Genomic DNA, 20,869 nt, shown 5'->3' with positions numbered 1-20,869 from the left:
TAAAATGCAAAGTAACTCTCAAAAACTTGGTACAGAGCCAATAATTCCTCTGCTGATGAGGCTTTCAATACCATCAATTATAGCAATGGCTATTCAGGCACTTTATAATGTAGTGGATAGTATTTATGTAGGTCGTATTAGCACCGATGCTCTTTCTGCACTTTCCCTGGCCTTTCCAGTTCAGATTATTCTGATCGGGATCGGAGTCGGAACCGGAGTAGGTGCCAGTTCTTTAATTTCTAGAAGACTGGGAGAGAACAATAATCATGCAGCAGTTAATGCAGCTGAACACAGTATTATGCTTTCTATTTTTTATGGAGTAATAGTTGCTATTCTGGGCTTTTTATTTTCTGATCAAATTTTACAGCTGTTTACAGATAAAGCAAATTTGATTAGAATGGGAAGTGAATACATAAAAATTATTTTAATTGGATCTATAGCTATGTTTTTTCCGATGATTAGTAATAATATTTTACGGGGAGAGGGTAATACATTTACCCCGATGATAGCTATGCTGATTGGCTCAGTCTTAAATATAATTCTTGATCCTTTTTTAATTTTTGGAATCTGGATTTTTCCGGAGATGGGGGTGGCTGGAGCTGCAATTGCAACAGTTGCTGCCAGAATAATCAGCGGTAGTTTTTTAATTTACATTTTACTTTTCAGTAAAAAAAATGAGCTGCAAATTTCTTTGAAGGATTTTTCTTTTGATTTTAAAATAATCAGAGATATTTATATAGTTGGATTCCCGGCAATGGTAATGCAATTTTTGGCCAGTTTTATGCTCGGAGGTATGAATAAAATTCTGGCCGGTTTTGGCAGTACTGCAATTGCAGCGGCAGGTATTTATTTTAGACTGCAGTCTTTTGTTTTTATGCCTGTTTTTGGTCTCAATCAGGGTTATATGCCGATTATGGGGTATAACTATGGACACAATAATCCCGAAAGAATGAAAAAGACTTTTAAGTCTGCTCTTCTTGTCGCAATCACCTTTACAACAACAGGTTTTATAATTTTTCAAACCGTACCAGGTCTACTAATTAAAATGTTTAACAGCGATCCTGAACTTCTCCGAATTGGTACAAATGCTCTAAAAAAAATAAGTATTGCTTTTCCTGTTATTGGACCTGCAATTATTATTTCAACTACTTTTCAGGCACTGGGTAATGGCTTTCCCAGCCTCATCTTTTCATTTTTAAGGCAAATTGTTGTTTTACTACCCGTAATGTATTTATTGGGGCATTATTTCGGTTTAGAATATCTCTGGTTTGCTTTTCCAATTTCAGAAGCTGCCAGTATTTTGCCAGCTTCAATCTGGTTACGGTTAAAATTTAGAAGTATTTTTGCCAGAATGGAAAAAAGAAAAAACATGAATCCTAAATAGTTTTTATTAATAACTGACTATCAGATTTTAATTATATTCATTAAAGCAACTATAAAACCCCGGCAAGATTAAATTAATCTTTGACCGGGGTTTAACTAAAACTTTATTTTATTACTTAAATAAATAAGCTCATGTTAGATTCGTCTGCTGAGCCCAAGAAAGTTGCCACGCCTCCAACTTCAACTCCGGAAATTAATTCTTCTTTTTTAATTCCCAGCATATCCATTGTCATCTGACAGGCAACAAGTCTAACTCCATTTTCCACCGCATTTTCGATCAATTCTTCTAGAGAGTCAACACCTTTTTTCTCCATAATACCTCGAATCATCTTTGGTCCAATTCCCATCATATTCATATTTGAAAGTGGCAGATTTTTACTACCCTGAGGCATCATTTTAGCAAACATTTTTTCCATCATACTCTTATCCGCATTGACCGGGCCATCTTTTCTTAAAATATTTAAACCCCAGAATGTAAAGAATAAAGTTACCTGATTACCCATTGCAGCTGCTCCATTGGCAATTATAAATGATGCTATAGCTTTGTCCAGTTCACCACTGAAAACAACCATCGTTTTTCCTTTTTGAACTGATTGAGCAGCAGTATTCTGAACCATTTCTGCCTGCTGGCCTTGATTATACTGGCCTTTTAAAAGAGTAACCTCTATTTTATCGGCAAGTTCTTCTATTCTTAGAACAGTATTACCAGTGTTTTTAGCCCAGGCTTTAATATCCTGCATAAATCCAGGATCAGTTGCTGTTACCTCCAGCATATCTCCATTTTCCATTGTCTCCATCTTTTTATATACCTGCATAATTGGTCCCGGACACTGCAGTCCACAGGCATCCAGTTCTACCACTGTACCTTTGCCATATTTTAACATGTCTTTAGCAGCAAGATTTGCTTCTTCCGGACTTTCTGCAGAATTATAATTTGCTTCAGCCGGATCCTCAATAACCTGTTCCTGATCATCTTTAACAGCCTTGTATAGTTTATAACCACCACTTAAATTGCGGACTTTACTAAAACCATTCTGGTTTAATATTCGGGCAGCTATATATCCCCTTAAGCCTATAGCACAGTAGACGATATACTCCTTTTGGGGATCAAGCTGATCTAAATTATCTCGTAAATCATTTAGCGGAATATTAATTGAATTATCAATACTTCCCAGCTGTGTTTCTACTTCTTCGCGAATATCGAGAATTACTGTCTGCTCTGGATCAATATTTTCTAGTTCCTGCCAGTAAGCTGGCTCAACCAGACCATTTAAAATATTACCTGCAGCAAAACCTGCCATATTTACTGGATCTTTAGCTGAACCAAATGGTGGTGCATAAGCAAGTTCTAGCTCCTGGAGATCATAAATATCCATTTCCTGTCTAACTGCTGTAGCCAGAACATCAATTCTTTTATCAACTCCATCATAACCTGCAATTTGAGCTCCCAGTATCCTGCCGTTATCCGGAGCAAAAATTAATTTGATCATCATCGGTACTGCCCCTGGATAATAACCGGCATGATTATTAGAATTTGTATGAACAACCTGATAATCCCATTTTAGATCTTTAAGTGTCTTTTCGGAAACCCCTGTGGAAGCAATTGTTAAATCAAAGGCTTTAGCAATTGAAGTTCCCTGAGTTCCCTTGTATGTCTCTTTCCTTCCACAAATATTATCAGCAGCTATTCGACCCTGTTTATTAGCAGGTCCAGCAAGAGGAATTCTAACCGACCTGTCTGTCACCAGATCTTTAACTTCTATAGCATCACCAATAGCATAAATACTGGGATCTGAAGTTTGAAGATATTCATTTACTTTAATTCCTTTACTGCTTCCAATTTCAAGCCCCGCCTCTTCTGCCAGTTCAGTTCTTGGATTTACTCCAATAGACAAAATAACAAGATCAGTTTTTACAGTTCTACCACTCTGTAATTTTACTATTTTCCTTCCATCCGCTTCTTCAACAGCAGTTATGCCATCTCCTAAATGCAGATCAATACCTTTGGTTCTAAGATGATTATGAAGCATTGCAGCCATTTCATAGTCAAGTGATCCCATTAACTGATCCATCATCTCTACAACTGAAACTTCTATTCCTCTTTCATGAAGATTTTCAGCCATTTCCAGACCAATAAAACCTCCACCTACTACTACAGCCCGGCTAGGTTTTTTTTCATCTACAAAATTCTTTATTTTATCTGTATCCGGAATATTTCTAAGTGTAAAAACTTCAGGTAAATCAAGGCCAGGCAGTGGTGGTTTAATAGGTTCTGCGCCGGGAGATAGAACAAGTTTATCATAACTCTCCTGATATACTTCACCACTCTGGAGATCCTTAATTTCTACTACTTTTGCCTCCCGATTAATTTTAACAGCTTCATGCTGAATTCTAACGTCAATATCAAATCTCTCCTCCATAGATTGAGGAGTCTGAACCAATAGCTTCTCTCTTTCTTTTATAACCTCACCAATATGATAAGGTAAACCACAGTTGGCAAAAGAGATATGCTTTCCTTTCTCTAACATTATTATTTCAATATCTTCATCCATTCTTCGTAGCCGGGCTGCAGTACTTGCTCCTCCTGCAACTCCACCTACTATAACTACTTTCTTAGGCATTATTATCCTCCTAATTATTTTTTAATAAACTTTTACTAATAACTTTAATTTATTTGTTTACTTTAAAATCCTGAAGTACATTTATAATATCCATAGCTTTTTTATTAACAACATAATAATTTCTCTCCAGACCATTTCTTTCACTATTTAAGATATTAGCTTCTCTTAATTTAGCAAGATGCTGAGATAGTGTTGACTGAGGAATATTCAGACACTGCTGCATTTCGGAAACATTACAGCCTTCTTCAGCCATTAGTCCTTTAACAATTATCAATCTTACTGGATGAGCAAGCGCTTTTAATAACTCTGCTTCTTCTTCCAATATATCTCCGTGTTCTTTTAAAATTTCTTTTCCCTCTTCACCTGTGAAAAAAGGCATTTTTTTACCTCCAATCTTAATTTGTATTGCATTATTTAAATAATACGATATAGTGAATAAAATGTCAAGCTATTTTAAGAATTATTTAACAAAGCAGCTTAAAATAAATTTTCCAGCTAAAATATAAGGTGGCCAAAAATGGCCACCTGGATTTATACCTTAATTTTATTGATGATTAACTACTGGACAGGTTGTTGAATTCCAGGCAGTCAAACCTCCTAATACTACCCACTGGTTAGTATAACCTGCATTTTTTAATAAACTTGCTGCTGTCATTGACCTCAAACCACTACCGCAGAAAATATATATTGGCTTATTTTTAGGCAGCTGATTATAATTTTCAGGCAGCTGGGTTAAATGAATATGTTCTGCATACTTAATTTCTCCCTCTTCTTCGAGCTCATCCTCAGAGCGAATATCAAGAATAAACCAGTCATCAGAGTCATTATCCAGCAATTTACAAAGTTTATCAACAGTAACCGTATTAATCGCTTCACTATTCCTGCCGGTCATATGCCATTTAATAATTCCCCCTCCTAAATAGCCAAGAATATTATCATAACCAGTTCTATATAAATGCTTGATCGCTTCTTTAGGATATTCACCTTCAGTTACCAGTAAAATCCTGGCTCCAGTTGGAATAAACCAACCGACAAAACTTGGAAGATTTTGTAGAGGAATAGAAATTGAACCTGGTAGATGTGCAGATGCATAACTGACTTCTGTTCTTACATCTATAATATAAGTATTATCATCTTCCATAGCCTCAGTAAACTGAGCAGCTGAAAGAGCAGCTGGCTGCTGATAGTTAGCCAAAAGTTCCTGTCTGGTTAAATTCGATTCTTCCATATTTTTAAAATAAGGAGGATATTCCAACATTTCGCCAACAAGATTAATAAATTCTTCTTTATTTTTAACCTGAAGTTTAGGGTTTAACTTCTTTTCTATACCAAGAGTTGTCCATTCTCTATCAGAAATTGCTGAAGCACAGACCGAACCAGCACCATGAGCAGGACAGAGAATAACTTCATCTCCCAAAGGCAGTATTTTATTGAAAATAGAATCATATAACCAGCTTCCTGTCTTCTCCAAATTCTCCTCACCCAGAAAATCAATTCTGCCAACATCTCCAGCAAAAAGTGCATCTCCGGTAAAGACCATCCAGGGTTCTCCCTCATAACCATATAGAAGATAAGACATTGAACCAGGAGTATGTCCGGGTGTATGCATTGCTTTAAACTTTAAACTCCCAACCTTAAACTCCTGACCATCCTCAACAGCTTTGCCATACTGATAATCCAGCATCCGATCTGCATGCCAAATTTCAGCTCCAGTTTTTACTTTTAATTCATTTGAGCCAACTATATAATCTTCATTACGATGAGTCTCAAAAACTTTAGTAATCTTATATCCTGCTTCTACTGCTTTTTCTAAGTAAATATCAATGTCTCTTCTGGGATCAATCACCACAGCCTCACTACCATCACCAATTAAATATGAAATATGAGCAAGTCCTGGTGATTTTATTTTTTCAAATAACATAAATAACCACTCCATTTTTGTAATTTTATTCTAAATCTCTAACCCAAAAGCCCAGACTCTCTAACTTAAAAGCCTATACTCTCCAGCCAGAATAAAAAGATAATAATTACAGTAGTCAAGGGAATAATAATTTTCCAGTGATTTATTTTAAAAAGCTCGGGAAAAGTATTAAACTTGAATTTATTTTTCTCTATAAAATTACTATATTTTTCATAAAAAGCTGCAAAAATAAAGGAACCAGTAAAAATCCCTAGCAGACCGGGGATAAGGGCGTCAATACTCCCCTGACCAATAGCACCAGCAATTGTACCCGGACAGTAACCAAGCAGAGCAAAACCTGCTCCAAAAATTAAACTTCCAGAAATTGTACGCCGCAAGGAACCGGACTTAGGTTTAAGTACAACAAGCCCTCTATCGCTTAAAAAATAAACTCCCAGCATTCCAACAACTATTGCAGTTAAAATTATCCTGGCTACCGTAAAATCTTCTAAAAGAAGCTGACCGACTAAAACATTATAATCAGTTACTCCTCCTCGCTGAAGCAGAAAACCAAAAAATATTCCGGTACCCAGTCCCTTAATTAATCTAAGTTTGCTTTCCATATCTTTCCACCTGCCTCAATTAAAAAATTAAAAATGCAGTTATAGCTCCCCCAACAAAAAATCCGACTAAACTAATCCAGCTGGCAATACTTAACTGAAAAGTTCCACTTATACCGTGCCCACTTGTACAGCCGCCTGCCAGACGAGCCCCAAAGCCCAGTAAAATACCTCCAGTAAAAGCTGAAAAAATTCTGCCGATTAGATTCTGATTTAAAATTGACTCAAATTCTGTTTGAGGTAGAAAAGCGAGATTAAACTCTCCAGAAAGAACTGCGGAAATAAAACTTCCGATTACAATTCCAATTACCAGCATTGACTGCCATTCGAGTTCGGGTTTATATTTCTGATAATACTTCCAATCATAAACTTTTTCTCCCAGGAAAAGAGCTCCCAATTTTGCAGACCCTCTGGCAAATGAGGTAGAGGTGCCGAGGGCTTTCCTGGAAATTATAAAGGAAAACCAGCTTAAAACTCCAATTAATGTCCCCACAAGATAGGGTGACCAACTGTCAGCAAAAATAAACTTAATCATTAGAAACCAACTCCTTTTTCCCAGTAAATTTATTTAAACTGTTTGTTAGTACCATATTCCAGACAAAAAGCATAATTCCTCCAATAAAGATAAATTAATGTTTTAAGATATCGATAAAAGATTTTGTTATTTCTGCTGTAATTCCCCAGATAACTCGTCCCTGATAGCGGTAAAAATAAATTTGATAATCACCCTGTCTGGGGTTATACTTTTCTCCCTGTGGTAGAAGATGATAGGGGAAATCCTGATCAAATTCACTTTTTAAAACTGCTGCATACTTTTCCACCTGATGATTCAAAAAAAATTTTAAGGGAACTGTAAAAATTTCCTCAACTTCGTAATTATTAACCCCGATTTCTTCAATTGAATTCACATTTATTTTACCAACAAAAGCATAAATTATAAAATTAAATGGTGTTATTAAATAATCTGTTTCTCCCAAAAGTTCAATTTTTGTTTCTGGAATCAAAAGTTCTTCACTACATTCTCTAACAGCAGCCTGAGAGAATTCCTCCCCCCTCTCAATTCTTCCTCCTGGAAAAGATACTTCTCCTGGCTGAGTGTTTAAATTCTTAGATCGCAGCTCATAAATTAAATGTATCTCACCATCAATCTCAACTAAAGGAATTAAAACTGAAAAATAATGCTGTATTCTGGTCGGTCCGGGTATTCTATTCTGAATCTTTGCTTTTATATTTTCAATTTTCAAAAAAATCACCCTTAAAAATAATATTAATCTATTTTTTAATAATTTTACTGGCCTCCAAAAATGCAGCTTTCCGGAGACCAGTAAATAAGCTATTTATTAGTTATTGAATTAAATTCTATTTAATCCATCAATTTATCCCTCAACATCTGATTTACCAGACCAGGATTGGCCTTACCTCTTGTTTCTTTCATTACCTGTCCTACTAAAAATCCTATTGCTCTATCCTTACCACTCTGAACATCTTCTACTGCATCTGGATTAGCTTCAATAATTCCATCAACAATATTTTCTAATTCATCTTCATCACTAATCTGTTTTAGACCCTCGCTCTCTACAATAGTCTCAGGATCATTACCACTGTTATACATTTTTTCAAAAACTTCTTTGGCAATTTTACCGCTGATAACATCCTGATCAATCAGCTTCAGCATTTTTGCCAGATTCAGTGGAGTAACACCAGACTCAAATGGTGAATGATTATTTTCATTCAATAATCTCAAAAATTCTCCCATCATCCAGTTACTTAAGTTTTTAGGGTCAGTATAGTCTTTAAGAACCTCTTCAAAGAAAACTGCCATATCTTTTTCTCCTGTCAGCACACCTGCATCATACTCAGGCAGCCCCAGTTCGGAAACAAAGCGCTTATACTTTTCTCGCGGCAGTTCTGGAATTTCTTTACGCATTTCTTCTTTCCAGGCTTCATCAATTTCTAGAGGAACTAAATCAGGCTCAGGGAAGTAGCGATAATCATGTGCTTCTTCTTTTCCACGCATGGAGATTGTCTTATTTAAAGACTCATCCCAGGTTCTAGTTTCCTGAACAACTTCCCCACCTTCTTCCAGAATTTCACGCTGTCTTTTAACCTCATATTCTAAACCCTTTTCTACTGCACTGAAAGAGTTCATGTTTTTCAACTCTGCTTTAGTGCCAAATTCTTCCTGTCCTACAGGCCGCAGGGACACATTGGCATCACAGCGTAGAGAGCCTTCTTCCATATTGCAGTCAGAAATCTCAAGATACTCCATGATCATTTTTAGCTCAGTTAAATAAGCCCTTGCCTGAGCAGGAGTTCTCATATCAGGTTCACTAACAATTTCAATAAGAGGAACTCCGGTACGATTATAATCTACCAGACTACCTTTAGATTTATCAATACTCCCCTCATGGATCAATTTACCTGCATCTTCCTCTAAATGAACTCTGGTGACTCCAATATTAAAGATACCCTCATCAGTTTCAATTTCAATTTTACCGTCTTCTGCAACTGGCAGATCAAATTGAGAAATCTGGTAGGCCTTTGGCAGATCTGGATAGAAATAATTTTTGCGATCAAATTTAGAGTATTCAGCAATATCACAATTTAGAGCTAAACCTGCCATAATTGCATAATCTACCGCTTTTTTATTTAATACCGGCAGAGTTCCAGGTAATCCCAGACATACCGGACATGTATTTTCATTGGGTTCTTTGCCAAATTCTGTGCTGCAGCCGCAGAAAATCTTAGAATCTGTATTTAGCTGTACATGGACTTCAAGTCCAATTACTGTTTCATATTTAGTGGACATTTTTTCACCTCTCTTAAGTATTTATAATTCCGCTCTTTTATTGCTAATATCTAATAATTTTTCCAGCGTATAAGCTGCCTGAATAATTTTCCCCTCACCAAAGTGAGGTCCAATTAACTGCAGCCCTATTGGCATTTCTTTGCTGTCAAAGCCACAGGGTACAGACATTGCTGGCACACCGGCAATATTAATTGGTACTGTAAAGATATCTGTATAATACATTTCTAGCGGATCACTATTTGATCCCAGTTCAATAGCTGTTGTCGGTGCCGTAGGAGTAATAATTAGATCGAAATCATTGAAAATACGGTCAAAATCATCCTTAATCAGAGTTCTAACCTTCTGAGCTTTAAGATAATAAGCATCATAGTAACCTGAACTTAAGGCATAAGTACCAATCATTATTCTTCTTTTTACTTCATCACCAAAACCCTCATGTCTGGTGTTCGTAAACATTTCACTAATATCAGCAGCATGTTCACTGCGCAGACCATAACGAACCCCATCATAACGAGCCAGGTTAGAACTGGCCTCTGCTGGAGCAATTACGTAATAAGCTGCCAGAGCATAAGAAGCATCTGTCATATGTACCGTTTCCACTTCAGCTCCCGCTTCTTTAAGCTTTTCTACTGCTGATAGTACACTTTCTTTAACATCTTTATCAAAATCTAAATTAAAGTATTCTTCTGGAATACCAATCTTCATACCACTGACATCTTCTTTAAGATATTCAGTATAGTCTTCTTTTTTGCCTTCAATAGATGTAGAATCTTTTGGATCATGACCTGCAATTACATTCATCAAAATTGCACTGTCTTCAACATCCTTTGTAATAGGGCCAATTTGATCCAAAGAAGAAGCAAAAGCTACCAGCCCATAACGAGAAACCATACCATAAGTAGGCTTTAAACCTACTACTCCACAATAAGACGCAGGTTGTCTAATTGAACCACCTGTATCAGATCCCAGAGCTGCTGCACATTCGCCTGCTGCAACTGCTGCTGCTGATCCTCCACTGGATCCACCGGGAGCTCGATCTAAATTCCAGGGGTTATGGGTGTTGAAAAAGGCAGAGTTTTCGGTTGAAGATCCCATAGCAAACTCATCCATATTGGTTTTTCCCATAATAACTGCTCCAGCTTCGTTTAATTTTTTCACAGCTGTTGCATCATAGGGTGGTTTATAATTTTTCAGCATTTTTGAAGCACAGCTGGTTTTTATGCCATCTGTTGACATATTATCCTTAACTGCAATTGGAATCCCAGCTAAAAGACCATCCTTCTTATTTTCATAATCTGCTAGCCCATTTTCTGCAAGCTCATCAGTTACTGTAATATAAGACTTTACTCTATCTTCTACATCATTAATTCTATCTGCAAAAGCTTTTTTAATTTCTGCAGGAGTCATTTCTCCGGCAGCAATCTTATCTTTTAGTTCATGAATTGTTAAATCATAAATATTCATTTTATTATCTTACCTCCTTAGCTGCTTAATCTGACATAATTTTTGGTGCTCTAAACTGCCCATCTTTTTTATCCGGCGCATTGGCCAGTGATTTTTCACGCGGAAGTGACTCCTGAACCTCATCTTTACGCAGTACATTTTTCATGGGTACTGTATACGCTGTTGGTACAACATCATCTGTATCCAGTTCACTCAGCTTATCAACATAATCAAGTATTTCACCAATCTGTTCTGTATACTTTTCTTTTTCTTCCTCATCAAGTTTAAGCTGTGCTAAACCTGCTGCATACTCTACATCTTTTTTATCAATCATTTATATTTCCTCCTCACTTTAGGATAATTTTATAATCTATTTAAAATTCTAATCTTAAATGATTAGCAAATAATAACACTTAATTCTCAGAAGAATTTTTCTCCTCAATTAATTCCTTAAACTCTTCTTCAGTCAAGATTTCGATCCCGAGCTCCCTGGCTTTATCATATTTAGAACCAGGATTATCTCCAGTTACCAGATAATCTGTTTTAGAGCTAACTGAAGAAACTGCCCTGCCGCCAGCTTTTTCAACTAAATCTTTAACCTCAGAACGGCTGTAATTGTTTAAGGAACCTGTAAACACAAATTTTAAGCCCTCAAGAAATTTTGTGCTTTCTGATTCTTTTTTCTGCAGCCTGATCCCGGCCTGCTTTAATCTGCTCAAAAGATCTCTATTGTGTCTTTCCTTAAAAAACCCAAAAATACTCTCGGCAATCACCGGGCCAATTTCATCAATTGCTTCTAATTCTTCTGCTGAAGCCTGCTGCAGCTCTTCTATAGAATTAAAGTTTGCTGCTAAAATTCTGGCAGCACCAATTCCAACATGTCTGATTCCCAGTGCATAGAGAACCCGAAAGAATTCTCTGTCTTTACTGGCTTCAACTGCCTCTATCACATTTTGAGAAGATTTTTCGCCCATTCTATCCAGGTCCTTAAGATGTGACTGCTTTAAAAAGTAAAGATCAGCATAATCTTCTATCAGATTGTTTTCCAAAAGCTGTTCAATTAATGCAGGACCAACCCCATCTATATTCATCGCATCTCTGGAAACAAAATGAAGTATACTCTCCTTGCGCTGGGCGGGGCAGCTGATATTAGTACAGCGGGTAACAGCTTCACCCTCAGGCCTAATTACCTCACCACCACAGACCGGACACTGATCTGGCATTTTAAATTCTTTTTCTGAACCATCGCGTTCTTCTTTTATTACTTTTACAACTTCGGGAATTATATCTCCTGCTTTCTGAACCAGAACAGTATCACCAATCCGGATATCTTTTCTTTTTATTTCATCTTCATTATGCAGAGTCGCTCTACTCACTGTTGAGCCAGCCAACTCCACTGGCTCCAGAATAGCTGTGGGGGTTAGTGCCCCTGTCCTCCCGAGTGAAATTTCTATATCTTTAATTTGAGTTGTCTTCTGCTGAGCCGGGAATTTATAGGCAATTGCCCAGCGAGGTGACCTTGCTGTTGAACCTAATTTTTCTCTCAGTGAAAGATTATTAATTTTGATTACCAGTCCATCAATCTCAAAATCCAGACTTTCCCTTTCTTCCTGCCAGTGTTCACAGATTTCAATAACCGCCTCAATATCTGCAGCTGCTTGATGCCAGTTGACCTTAAAACCCAGCTCTTTTAAGTAAGAAAACACTTCAAGATGGGTCTCAAATTCTCTGGTTGAATGGGAAATAAGATCATAAATCAAAATAGATAAACTGCGCTGAGCAGCAATTTTACTGTCCAGCTGTCTAACTGAACCTGCAGCGGCATTACGGGGATTGGCAAAGGGAGCTTCTTCATTTTCCAACCTTTCCTCATTTAAACGCTGGAATTCACTTTTTGCCAGATAAATTTCTCCTCTGAGCTCCATCTCTGCTTGCTCTTCAATTTTTAAGGGAAGTGAGCGGATAGTTTTCATATTTTGAGTAATATCCTCACCAACTTCTCCATTCCCCCGGGTTGCACCCAACTCAAAACTCCCATCTCTATATCTCATCACTGCCGAAAGACCATCAATTTTGTGCTCTACTACATACTGATAATCTTCACCACTAAGATTTTTCCTGACCCGCTGATCAAAATCTCTTAAATCTCCAGCATCAAATGCATTATCCAGACTCAGCATAGCTGCAGAATGCTCAACTTTTTCAAATTCATCCAGAACCTCTCCTCCGACTCGCTGAGTGGGGGAATCTTCAGTTACAAGTTCGGGAAACTCTTCTTCAAGTTTAATTAATTTCTGCATCAACTGATCAAACTCAGCATCAGAAATTGAAGGATCATCAAGTACAAAATATTTATATTCATGTTCTCTTATTTTTTTTCTTAAAGCTTTTACTTTCTTTTCTGCCTTTTCTTTTGTTAAATTTGTCATCTTTACACCTACCTAAACTTTCTGTATTGGAGCATATTCTGCCAGTAAATTTCTGGTCTTACCTTCGGCAAAAGCAATTTTTAATTCTGGATTTTTTTCTCCCCGAATAGAAAGAATAGTTCCAATTCCCCAGCGAGGATGGACAATTTTTTGACCAATAGCATAATCAGTACCAGAATTATCACTATGAATAAGTTCTTCCTCTTTTGCCATTTCAGAACGGGTATCAGCTGCCCCTGAAAGCAGTTCAGAAGGTATCTCTTCGATAAATTGAGAAGGAGGATTTATTTTTCTTTCCCCAAAACGAAGTCTGACCTGTGCTCTGCTTAAATATAATCTTTCTTCTGCTCTGGTCATCCCAACATAGCAGAGACGCCTTTCTTCTTCCATTCCTTTTTGTTCAAACATTGAATTAGAGTGAGGAAAAATTCCTTCTTCCATACCGACTAAAAAGACAACTGGAAACTCCAATCCTTTAGCAGAATGAATGGTCATCAAAGTTAAAGAACTCTGATTCTCTTCCATAGAATCAATATCTGACATTAGAGTAACTTCCTCTAAAAATCCAGCCAGAGTATTGTTGTCACTATTTTTCATATACTCATTGATAACAGAAAATAATTCTTCTATATTTTCCAATCTACTCTCTGCTTCAGCTGTTTTTTCTTCTTCTAAATTGTGACGGTAACCACTTTTATCTAAAAGTTTTTCAGTCAATCTGGCCAGGGCAATCTCATCCTGTTCAGCTCTTAATTCTTCTATAATTTCTGTAAAATGAAGCACTCTTTTAGCATAGGTTCCACTTAAAGCAGGGTTTTCTTTAGACTTTAAAGCAGCCTGATATAAGTTAAGACCTTCTGCTTCAGCAAAATCCTGGATCTTACCCAGAGTCCCGGCTCCAATTCCTCTTTTAGGACGGTTAATAATCCTTAAAAAACTGATATCATCAGCCGGATTGTAAATAAGACGCAGATAAGCCATAATATCTTTAATCTCCATTCGTTCATAAAAACGAACTCCCCCGACTATCTGATAGGGAATACCATATTTCATCAGCATATCCTCAAAAGCTCTTGACTGAGAATTTGTTCTGTATAAAACAGCCAGATCATCAAAGGTTAAATCTTCCTTTTCAGTCAGTTTTTTTGCAGTTCGACAGACAAAATCAGCCTCTTCTTTTTCATCTTTAGCTTCATAAAGTTCCAGTTTAGGACCTTCCCCTTGATCTGTCCACAGTTCTTTTTCTTTGCGGGAGGCATTATTTTTAATTACTGCCTGAGCAGCTTTTAAAATATTCCCTTTAGAGCGATAATTCTGCTCCAGGCGAATAGTTTTAACATCCGGATAATCATCTTCGAAATTTAAAATATTGCGGATGTCAGCTCCTCTAAAACCATAGATTCCCTGATCTGGATCACCAACTACGCATACATTTCGGTATTTCTCTGCCAGCAAATTTACCAACTGGTACTGAGCATGATTGACATCCTGATACTCATCTACCAGAATATATTTAAAACGTTCCTGATAGTGTTCCAGAACAAGTGGATATTCTTCAAAAAGCCTTACAGTTTGCTGAATCAGGTCATCAAAGTCCATAGCATTATTTTCTTTAAGACGTTTTTGATATTCTGCATAAATATCAGCTGCAGTCTGATCAAAAAAACTGCCAGAAACTGCTCGCATCTCTTCCGGAGTTTTTAGTTCATTTTTTGCATTTGAAATTTTACTTAAAACAGATCTCGGTTTAGTTTTTTTGGGATCTAGATTTTTTGATTTTAAAACTTCTTTTACCAGTTTTCGCTGATCGAGACTGTCAAAAATAACAAAATTTTTATTATAACCAAGCTTTTCCGCCTCGCGGCGTAAAATCCGAACACAAAAAGAGTGAAAAGTACTAACCCAGAGGCTGCTGTTTACTCCTCCCACCATATCCTTTACTCTTTCTTTCATTTCATTTGCTGCTTTATTGGTAAAGGTTACAGCAAGAATATTATAGGGAGAAACTCCATAATGGTTGATTAAATAACCTATTCTTCTGGTCAGAACTCTAGTTTTTCCACTACCAGCACCAGCCAGCACCAGCTCTGGACCTTTATGGTGTTTAACAGCATCTTTTTGAGCCTGATTTAAATTTTTCAGTACTTCACTTGCTTCCACCAAATCACTTCCTTATTTTAAAACTTATTATTTTTTTAAATGTTATTATTTTAACCCTTAGCCGCATAAAATTCTGCTTCCAAATCCTTTTCTGAACTTAGCTGCTCCATAATCTCTCTACCTTCAGTCAGAGAAAAATAAATTAAATGACTGCCACAGCTGCAGTCACTGGCCCCAAAACCTTCTACTGGTGTTCTACCACCATTATTGATTAAAGTTTGGGCCAGAAAACATTCTCCTTCAGCTGGGAGCTCAAAAACAAAATCTTTTTCCAGCTTTACTTCTGCTAAAAAGTAGTCTATATGCCAGTGGAATTTTTTATCACTGCTGTAATGACGTTTAATTCTTGCTTCAAGGTTCCGCTGAGCTGTACCCGCATAAAAATAATAACCAGGAGTAAAGTCTTTCTTACCCAGGGCACCAATCCTAATCTTCTTTTGATATTCAACTTTTATTTTTAAAATATATACTCCACCAGCAGGGGATTCACTCATTACAATCACTCCACTAACTTTTCTATTTAAGTTAAAATCACTTATTTCCTGCATATTGAACAGAAAAAATGCCGGTATCCCGGCATTTCAATTATAATACATTTATAAGTTTTTATCAATTTTTAAGCTGGAATTTAGCAATTATTATTTAAACCAAAAATCAAGAACTAAAAGGATTCTGCAAATTCTTTTACTAATTTTTTAGCTAAATTTTGATTAATCATCGAAAATGGACCCCCAACACACCCACCACTACAGGCCATCCCTTCCAGAAAATTATAATCATGTTTATTTGCCCTGATTAAATAAAGTTCCTTTTTTAGTCTTCCTAATCCATCTAGCTGCCGGCATTTAAAATCAGATGCTGTCAGTTCCTTTAAAGATTGCTGTAGACCCCCAGCATAGGCAAACTGTCTGCCTAATTGTCCGGCATCATTTAGTTCTTCTTCCTCATTTATTTGAGCTAAATTAATATTGCTGGCTGTAAATAAGGCGAGCATCTCTGCAAAATTCAAAACATAATCAACATTTTTATCCTTTAGTGCCTCTGCCTTTTTGGCAGTACATGGTCCCACAAAAACAGTCTTCAGCTCAGGAGTTTTACTCTTAATTTCTGCCGCGGTTACTGACATCGGAGAGTCTGTCTTAGAAATTAGAGCTGAAAGTTCTTCAAATTCATTTTCTACCATTTTTTTAAAGGCCGGACAGCAGGAAGAAAGTAATGTCTTATTAAATTCAATTTTTTCTTCCAGTTCTTCAGCTTCAGCTGCTGCAGTTATTTCAGCTCCAGCAGCAACTTCTCTCACCAGCCTAAAACCAACTTTTTTCAGAGCATAATTTACCTTTGCTGCACTCTGCTGATGTCCAAATTGGCCTAAAAATGAAGGCGCAAGCATCACAGCCAAGTTATTTTTTTCAGCAAACAAATTTAGGGCAACTTCAATCAGATCACTAATCGCTGTTATCGCTCCAAAAGGGCAGGCTGCTATACAGCTGCCGCAGCTTACACACTTTTTTTGATCAATTTTAGCCTGACGATTGGAATCAGAACTGATGGCATCAAGCTCACAGGCTCTGCTGCAGGGGCGTTCATTTTCTAAGATAGCATTATAAGAACAGGCCTGAGCACATTTGCCACACTCCACACATTTATCCTGATCAATATAAGCTTTATTCTGAATAACTACTATTGCCTTTACCGGACAGCTATTAACACATTTATGGGCTACACAATTTCTGCAGGCATCGGTAACTAGATATTTATCAATTGGACAACTGTCACATGCTTTACCAATTACTTCAACTATCCTTTTTTTCTTCTGCCAGCGTGGCAATGAAGCTGCCAGTTCCTCCAAACTTTTTTTGCTGTTTTCTGCAATATTAAAACCCAGTACTGCTTTAATTCGCTCCTCAAAAATAGCTCTTTCTTTAAATTCACAGCATCTGTAGCGAGCTGTATCTTTTGTTATCATTTTTTTAGATAAATTCGAAATTTCTGCTGTCAGATCTCCAGATTTAACAAGCTTGAGAAGCTCAACATACAGTTTTCTTTTTAACTTAACAATCTCAGAAATTGCATTATTACTCATTTTAACAGCTCCTATTTTATATTCTCTCTTATAATCTTATATAGTTTTTCCGGATTTAAATTCTGATAAACTTTACCATTAAATTCAGCAACTGGAGCCTGATCACAACAGTTATCAATACAGTGACTTGTTTTTAACTCTATTTTTTGCCGCAGCTTACAATCAAATTTTTCTACTGATTCAAGCAAATTCGCAGCTCCCATCAAATGACAGGGAGTTCCTATACATATTTTCAAAATGTTTTTGGACATCTATTCCACCTCCTCTGACTTAAAACCATTCAATTTCGACCTTCTTTTTTATCCGCCTCAGCTGCTCAGCAATCTGACTAATTATCTGACTTCTGATTCCAAGATTAATTGGCAGATTAAGACTCTGATGAGATTCATTAACAGCTCGGCCTACCAGAAATTTAACACTATCACTTTCCAAAAGCAGACGGGTAAAACGAGAAGCTCCATCCTTACCTTCAACTGGAATCTGACCAGGTTTATATTTTTTTAGCATTGAAAGAACCCGGTTTAAAGTTAATAATCCCTCAGTTAAAAGTTCAATTCCATCCATTTTACTGATTGGAGGAATATCTCGATCATAATATTTAAATCCAACCTCCAGATCTCTGTTCAATTCGCGAGCTGCAATTTGAGCTGTAGTTCCCCCACTAATAATCTTTTTACCTTCGGCTTCAGAAATTTTCCTGGCCAGAAGACTGTCATTTTCTTTTTTCAAAGGAGGACCACTCCAGATATTTAATTTTCTTTTCCTACGATATTTCATACCAATAATTGTAAAGTCATCACCAGCCTGATCCCCATAAAAAGTATTAAAAACTTTAACTAGTTTATTAATATTATTTTTTAAATCTGTCTGACTTCTTTTAACTACTCTTTCAATTTCACAGGCGACTCCCTCCCAGCCCAGACCGAAATTTAGAAGTCCCCCTATCCCGGCATGAGTAACTCCATCACTAACTAAAAACAGCTGATCCTGACGCTGAAATTTAAAATTGGCCTCTCTAATTTTTTTGCCTTCTAATTCAAACTCTCTATAATCTAATTTTTGCACCTGTTTGTTTCTAAATAAAAAAGCTGAAGGACTATCAATTTCTATCAGCCGCAGCTGCTGATTTTGATCAATTATTAAAAAAACCAGGGTAGCATAAGCAATTCCTCTAACTTCACAAACAGGAAGTGTAGCCAGAATGGTCGAAAGAATTTCTTTTAAAGGTAGTTCTTTTTCCAGCAGCCCGGAAGCAATTTTTGCGGTTAAGGTGGAAAGAATATTGGCTTTAATACCACTTCCCAGACCATCAGATAAAACGACAATAGTTTTATTTCCTTTTTTAATAATCTCTACGCTATCACCACAGACTTCCTCTCCAGCTTTAGGAATCGATCTATAAAATTCTTCAAAAACCAGTCCCATTATTCATCACCTGCCTGCAGCAGATCTGCAAGCTCTGTTAAAGCAGCCTTTGTTTCTACAGTTGTTTCTCCTAAAAGACCTGCTATTTCCTGCACAGTCTGCATCTGTTTATTAACAACATCATTTGTTTTTTCAACAGCTACTTTTTTCATTTTCTGAAGCTCAAGCCGCTGTTTTTCCTGCTGGCTGATATCAGTTAAAATTCCAACTATAACTTTATGTTCTTTAAGCGCGAAAATAGTCTGATCGACGATAATACCTCCCTTTTTATAGGAGCATTTTTGGTGAATAAGCCGCTGATTAAGATTCCAGGCTTTTTGAAAACTACTGCTGTTAATAAATTTATCCAGTTTTATCCCCTTCAAATCTCTATTCGTCTGAGTAAATAGTTCTCGGGCCACAGGATTAAATTTCTGAATTTCCATCTGATCGTTGACTACAACTATCGCATTATGTGATGACTCAACTATAATTTGAGATAGAGACTCAGCTCTTGATTTCATGTAGGGAATACACATTTTCTTTTCCGCAAATCCATGATATACTGCAGCTGCTTTTTCGCGACAACTCGAATAACCACAGCCACCACAGTCTTTTTCGTCCTCTTTCTTTTCTTTAGCAATCGAAGCCAATATTTTTCTAATTGCTGACTCCGGTACTTCAGGCAGCTGCATTTTTTTATTCTGATGTTCTCTTTTAATTGATACCTCTTTATTTATAGGAAGATAGCTTTTAATTTTATTTTTTTTATTAGCTGTTAAATAATTATGAACTTCTAACTCTTTTAAAGGAATACTTAAATCATTATTGATTGCTGGACCATTAATACACCCCCCTGAGCAGGCAAGCAGTTCGACCAGCTCTACCTTAATCTTAGCCTTATCTCTTTTTAAATCTTCCAGAAAATTTATTATATTATCAAGACCACTTAAATGCAGTGCTTTATTTCCACAACCGGGATCAGCTCGAAGTAAATCTGCTGCTTTAACAGCACCACCAGAAAGAGCATAATCTGCAGTCAACTGAGAGGCTGGAAGATCCACCTCTACCTCGTTAAGTTCAGAAATTTTAATTCCCTTCTTCTCTAAAAAAAGCCTGAGATGTTCAAAGGTTATTACAATATCAGGTCTATAATTTCTTCTTTTTTCATTTTTACTTTCTTCAATTTTGGCCAGACAGGGACCAATAAAAACTACTCTTGCCTTTTCAAATTTATTTTTTAATTCTGCTGTCTGCAGCATCATTGGGGAGAGGACGGAAGCTAGTTGGGGCAGTAATTCTGGATAGTGTTTTTCAATTAAATTTACTACCGCCGGGCAGCAGGAAGTCATCAGAGTTTTATCCATCTCTTTTCTCTCCTCTTTAAACTGCTGTACAACTCTGGCAGCAGCCTCTGCAGTTTCAGCTATATAATCAAAACCAATTAATTTTAGTGCTTTAACTAACTGTCCTGGTTTAAGCTCAGAGAAAGCAGCCACAAACGATGGTGCGATTGAGGCAATTAAATAGCTGTCTGATTCCAAATATGCTTCTAATTTCTTTTCTTCAAAAAGCGCACTTTTTGCTCCCTGAGGACAGGTTTTAATACAGTTGCCACAGTAAATACATTTTTCTTCAATAATAAAAGCCTGATTATCTTTAAATCCAATTGCTGCTACCGGACATTCCCGGAGACACTTATGACAGTCCTTACAGCTGGCCGGCCTGACAATCAAGGTCTCATTCATTTTGATCATCCAGCAAATATTTTTTGAAGATTCCTCTGGCATTTTCTTCAGTGACTGCAGCTATCTTCTGGCCATCTATTTCTATATTAACGCCTGCCGTACAGTTCCCCTGACAGAAACTGCCAGAAATTTTTATTTCTTGAAGCTGATTTTTTTCAATTTCTTTCTTAAAAATTTCTATTATCTTCTCTGACCCCTTTAAATGACAGCTGCTGCCAACACATATAATTATTTCGTTCATTGTATGTCCTCCTCTAAGTTTTAAGTAA

Annotated in this window: 18 protein-coding genes; 1 reads left to right on the top strand and 17 read right to left on the bottom strand. The window is 36.7% G+C overall.

Translation table 11 applies throughout. The features are described 5' to 3' along the window. Nucleotides 1-4 precede the first annotated feature (4 nt). Nucleotides 5-1,384 (top strand): MATE family efflux transporter, encoded by a 1,380-nt coding sequence (locus BW929_RS07890; RefSeq protein ID WP_076544828.1) that lies wholly within the window; start codon nt 5-7, stop codon nt 1,382-1,384. 115 nt (nt 1,385-1,499) lie between these two features. On the opposite strand, the gene BW929_RS07885 is transcribed toward BW929_RS07890, so the two are convergent. The 17 genes from BW929_RS07885 to BW929_RS07805 form a co-directional block, all read right to left on the bottom strand. Beyond that, complete coding sequence (locus BW929_RS07885; protein WP_076544827.1) at nt 1,500-4,004, bottom strand: CoA-disulfide reductase; 2,505 nt, start codon at nt 4,002-4,004, stop codon at nt 1,500-1,502. A gap of 49 nt (nt 4,005-4,053) precedes the next feature. Then, on the bottom strand, nt 4,054-4,383 hold the full coding sequence (locus BW929_RS07880; protein WP_084566130.1) for an ArsR/SmtB family transcription factor: 330 nt from the start codon (nt 4,381-4,383) through the stop codon (nt 4,054-4,056). Between the two features lie 165 nt (nt 4,384-4,548). Continuing rightward, nucleotides 4,549-5,925, bottom strand: a complete 1,377-nt coding sequence (locus tag BW929_RS07875; protein WP_076544826.1) for an MBL fold metallo-hydrolase — start codon at nt 5,923-5,925, stop codon at nt 4,549-4,551. A 65-nt stretch (nt 5,926-5,990) separates the two neighbouring features. Next, the gene (locus BW929_RS07870; RefSeq protein ID WP_076544825.1) at nt 5,991-6,527 is read right to left on the bottom strand and encodes a DUF6691 family protein; all 537 of its coding nucleotides are present in this window, start codon (nt 6,525-6,527) and stop codon (nt 5,991-5,993) included. 19 nt (nt 6,528-6,546) lie between these two features. Beyond that, entirely contained in the window at nt 6,547-7,059 is a 513-nt protein-coding gene (locus tag BW929_RS07865; RefSeq protein ID WP_076544824.1) for a YeeE/YedE thiosulfate transporter family protein, read from the bottom strand. 94 nt (nt 7,060-7,153) lie between these two features. Beyond that, nucleotides 7,154-7,777 (bottom strand): NUDIX hydrolase, encoded by a 624-nt coding sequence (locus BW929_RS07860; RefSeq protein WP_234978078.1) that lies wholly within the window; start codon nt 7,775-7,777, stop codon nt 7,154-7,156. A 110-nt stretch (nt 7,778-7,887) separates the two neighbouring features. Next, a complete protein-coding gene (gene gatB / locus BW929_RS07855; protein WP_076544822.1) occupies nt 7,888-9,333 on the bottom strand; it encodes an Asp-tRNA(Asn)/Glu-tRNA(Gln) amidotransferase subunit GatB in 1,446 nt (481 codons plus the stop codon). Nucleotides 9,334-9,354: 21 nt separating this feature from the next. After that, nucleotides 9,355-10,797, bottom strand: coding sequence for an Asp-tRNA(Asn)/Glu-tRNA(Gln) amidotransferase subunit GatA (gene gatA, locus BW929_RS07850; protein ID WP_076544821.1), 1,443 nt, complete (start codon nt 10,795-10,797; stop codon nt 9,355-9,357). A gap of 25 nt (nt 10,798-10,822) precedes the next feature. Then, entirely contained in the window at nt 10,823-11,110 is a 288-nt protein-coding gene (gene gatC, locus BW929_RS07845) for an Asp-tRNA(Asn)/Glu-tRNA(Gln) amidotransferase subunit GatC (RefSeq protein ID WP_076544820.1), read from the bottom strand. Nucleotides 11,111-11,189: 79 nt separating this feature from the next. After that, complete coding sequence (ligA, locus tag BW929_RS07840) at nt 11,190-13,205, bottom strand: NAD-dependent DNA ligase LigA (RefSeq protein ID WP_076544819.1); 2,016 nt, start codon at nt 13,203-13,205, stop codon at nt 11,190-11,192. Nucleotides 13,206-13,217: 12 nt separating this feature from the next. Then, a complete protein-coding gene (gene pcrA, locus BW929_RS07835) occupies nt 13,218-15,365 on the bottom strand; it encodes a DNA helicase PcrA (protein WP_076544818.1) in 2,148 nt (715 codons plus the stop codon). Between the two features lie 50 nt (nt 15,366-15,415). After that, entirely contained in the window at nt 15,416-15,859 is a 444-nt protein-coding gene (locus BW929_RS07830; protein WP_076544817.1) for a GIY-YIG nuclease family protein, read from the bottom strand. Nucleotides 15,860-16,026: 167 nt separating this feature from the next. Beyond that, nucleotides 16,027-17,448, bottom strand: coding sequence for a monomeric [FeFe] hydrogenase (locus BW929_RS07825; RefSeq protein ID WP_076544816.1), 1,422 nt, complete (start codon nt 17,446-17,448; stop codon nt 16,027-16,029). 11 nt (nt 17,449-17,459) lie between these two features. After that, nucleotides 17,460-17,699 carry an NAD(P)H-dependent oxidoreductase subunit E gene (locus tag BW929_RS07820; protein ID WP_076544815.1) on the bottom strand — a complete coding sequence of 80 codons (240 nt, stop codon included), beginning with the start codon at nt 17,697-17,699 and terminating at the stop codon, nt 17,460-17,462. Nucleotides 17,700-17,718: 19 nt separating this feature from the next. Continuing rightward, a complete protein-coding gene (locus BW929_RS07815; RefSeq protein WP_076544814.1) occupies nt 17,719-18,873 on the bottom strand; it encodes a SpoIIE family protein phosphatase in 1,155 nt (384 codons plus the stop codon). Then, on the bottom strand, nt 18,873-20,600 hold the full coding sequence (locus tag BW929_RS07810) for a [Fe-Fe] hydrogenase large subunit C-terminal domain-containing protein (protein WP_076544813.1): 1,728 nt from the start codon (nt 20,598-20,600) through the stop codon (nt 18,873-18,875). Before BW929_RS07810 ends, BW929_RS07815 begins: the two co-directional genes overlap by 1 nt. Continuing rightward, entirely contained in the window at nt 20,593-20,841 is a 249-nt protein-coding gene (locus BW929_RS07805; protein ID WP_076544812.1) for a (2Fe-2S) ferredoxin domain-containing protein, read from the bottom strand. The genes BW929_RS07810 and BW929_RS07805 overlap by 8 nt, the downstream gene beginning before the upstream one ends. Nucleotides 20,842-20,869: the final 28 nt, after the last annotated feature.

Source organism: Halanaerobium kushneri, assembly GCF_900156285.1.
Lineage (GTDB): Bacteria > Bacillota > Halanaerobiia > Halanaerobiales > Halanaerobiaceae > Halanaerobium > Halanaerobium kushneri.
This window is presented reverse-complemented; position numbering and strand designations above follow the sequence as displayed.

Excerpts from the sequence above, each read along its gene's own strand:
- gatB (WP_076544822.1), bottom strand. The coding sequence starts at position 9,333 with ATGTCCACTAAATATGAAACAGTAATTGGACTTGAAGTCCATGTACAG.
- BW929_RS07830 (WP_076544817.1), bottom strand. The coding sequence starts at position 15,859 with ATGAGTGAATCCCCTGCTGGTGGAGTATATATTTTAAAAATAAAAGTT.
- BW929_RS07875 (WP_076544826.1), bottom strand. The coding sequence starts at position 5,925 with ATGTTATTTGAAAAAATAAAATCACCAGGACTTGCTCATATTTCATAT.
- BW929_RS07825 (WP_076544816.1), bottom strand. The coding sequence starts at position 17,448 with ATGAGTAATAATGCAATTTCTGAGATTGTTAAGTTAAAAAGAAAACTG.
- BW929_RS07820 (WP_076544815.1), bottom strand. The coding sequence starts at position 17,699 with ATGTCCAAAAACATTTTGAAAATATGTATAGGAACTCCCTGTCATTTG.
- BW929_RS07815 (WP_076544814.1), bottom strand. The coding sequence starts at position 18,873 with ATGGGACTGGTTTTTGAAGAATTTTATAGATCGATTCCTAAAGCTGGA.
- BW929_RS07885 (WP_076544827.1), bottom strand. The coding sequence starts at position 4,004 with ATGCCTAAGAAAGTAGTTATAGTAGGTGGAGTTGCAGGAGGAGCAAGT.
- BW929_RS07880 (WP_084566130.1), bottom strand. The coding sequence starts at position 4,383 with ATGCCTTTTTTCACAGGTGAAGAGGGAAAAGAAATTTTAAAAGAACAC.
- ligA (WP_076544819.1), bottom strand. The coding sequence starts at position 13,205 with ATGACAAATTTAACAAAAGAAAAGGCAGAAAAGAAAGTAAAAGCTTTA.
- gatA (WP_076544821.1), bottom strand. The coding sequence starts at position 10,797 with ATGAATATTTATGATTTAACAATTCATGAACTAAAAGATAAGATTGCT.
- BW929_RS07810 (WP_076544813.1), bottom strand. The coding sequence starts at position 20,600 with ATGAATGAGACCTTGATTGTCAGGCCGGCCAGCTGTAAGGACTGTCAT.
- BW929_RS07890 (WP_076544828.1), top strand. The coding sequence starts at position 5 with ATGCAAAGTAACTCTCAAAAACTTGGTACAGAGCCAATAATTCCTCTG.
- BW929_RS07805 (WP_076544812.1), bottom strand. The coding sequence starts at position 20,841 with ATGAACGAAATAATTATATGTGTTGGCAGCAGCTGTCATTTAAAGGGG.
- gatC (WP_076544820.1), bottom strand. The coding sequence starts at position 11,110 with ATGATTGATAAAAAAGATGTAGAGTATGCAGCAGGTTTAGCACAGCTT.
- BW929_RS07865 (WP_076544824.1), bottom strand. The coding sequence starts at position 7,059 with ATGATTAAGTTTATTTTTGCTGACAGTTGGTCACCCTATCTTGTGGGG.
- BW929_RS07870 (WP_076544825.1), bottom strand. The coding sequence starts at position 6,527 with ATGGAAAGCAAACTTAGATTAATTAAGGGACTGGGTACCGGAATATTT.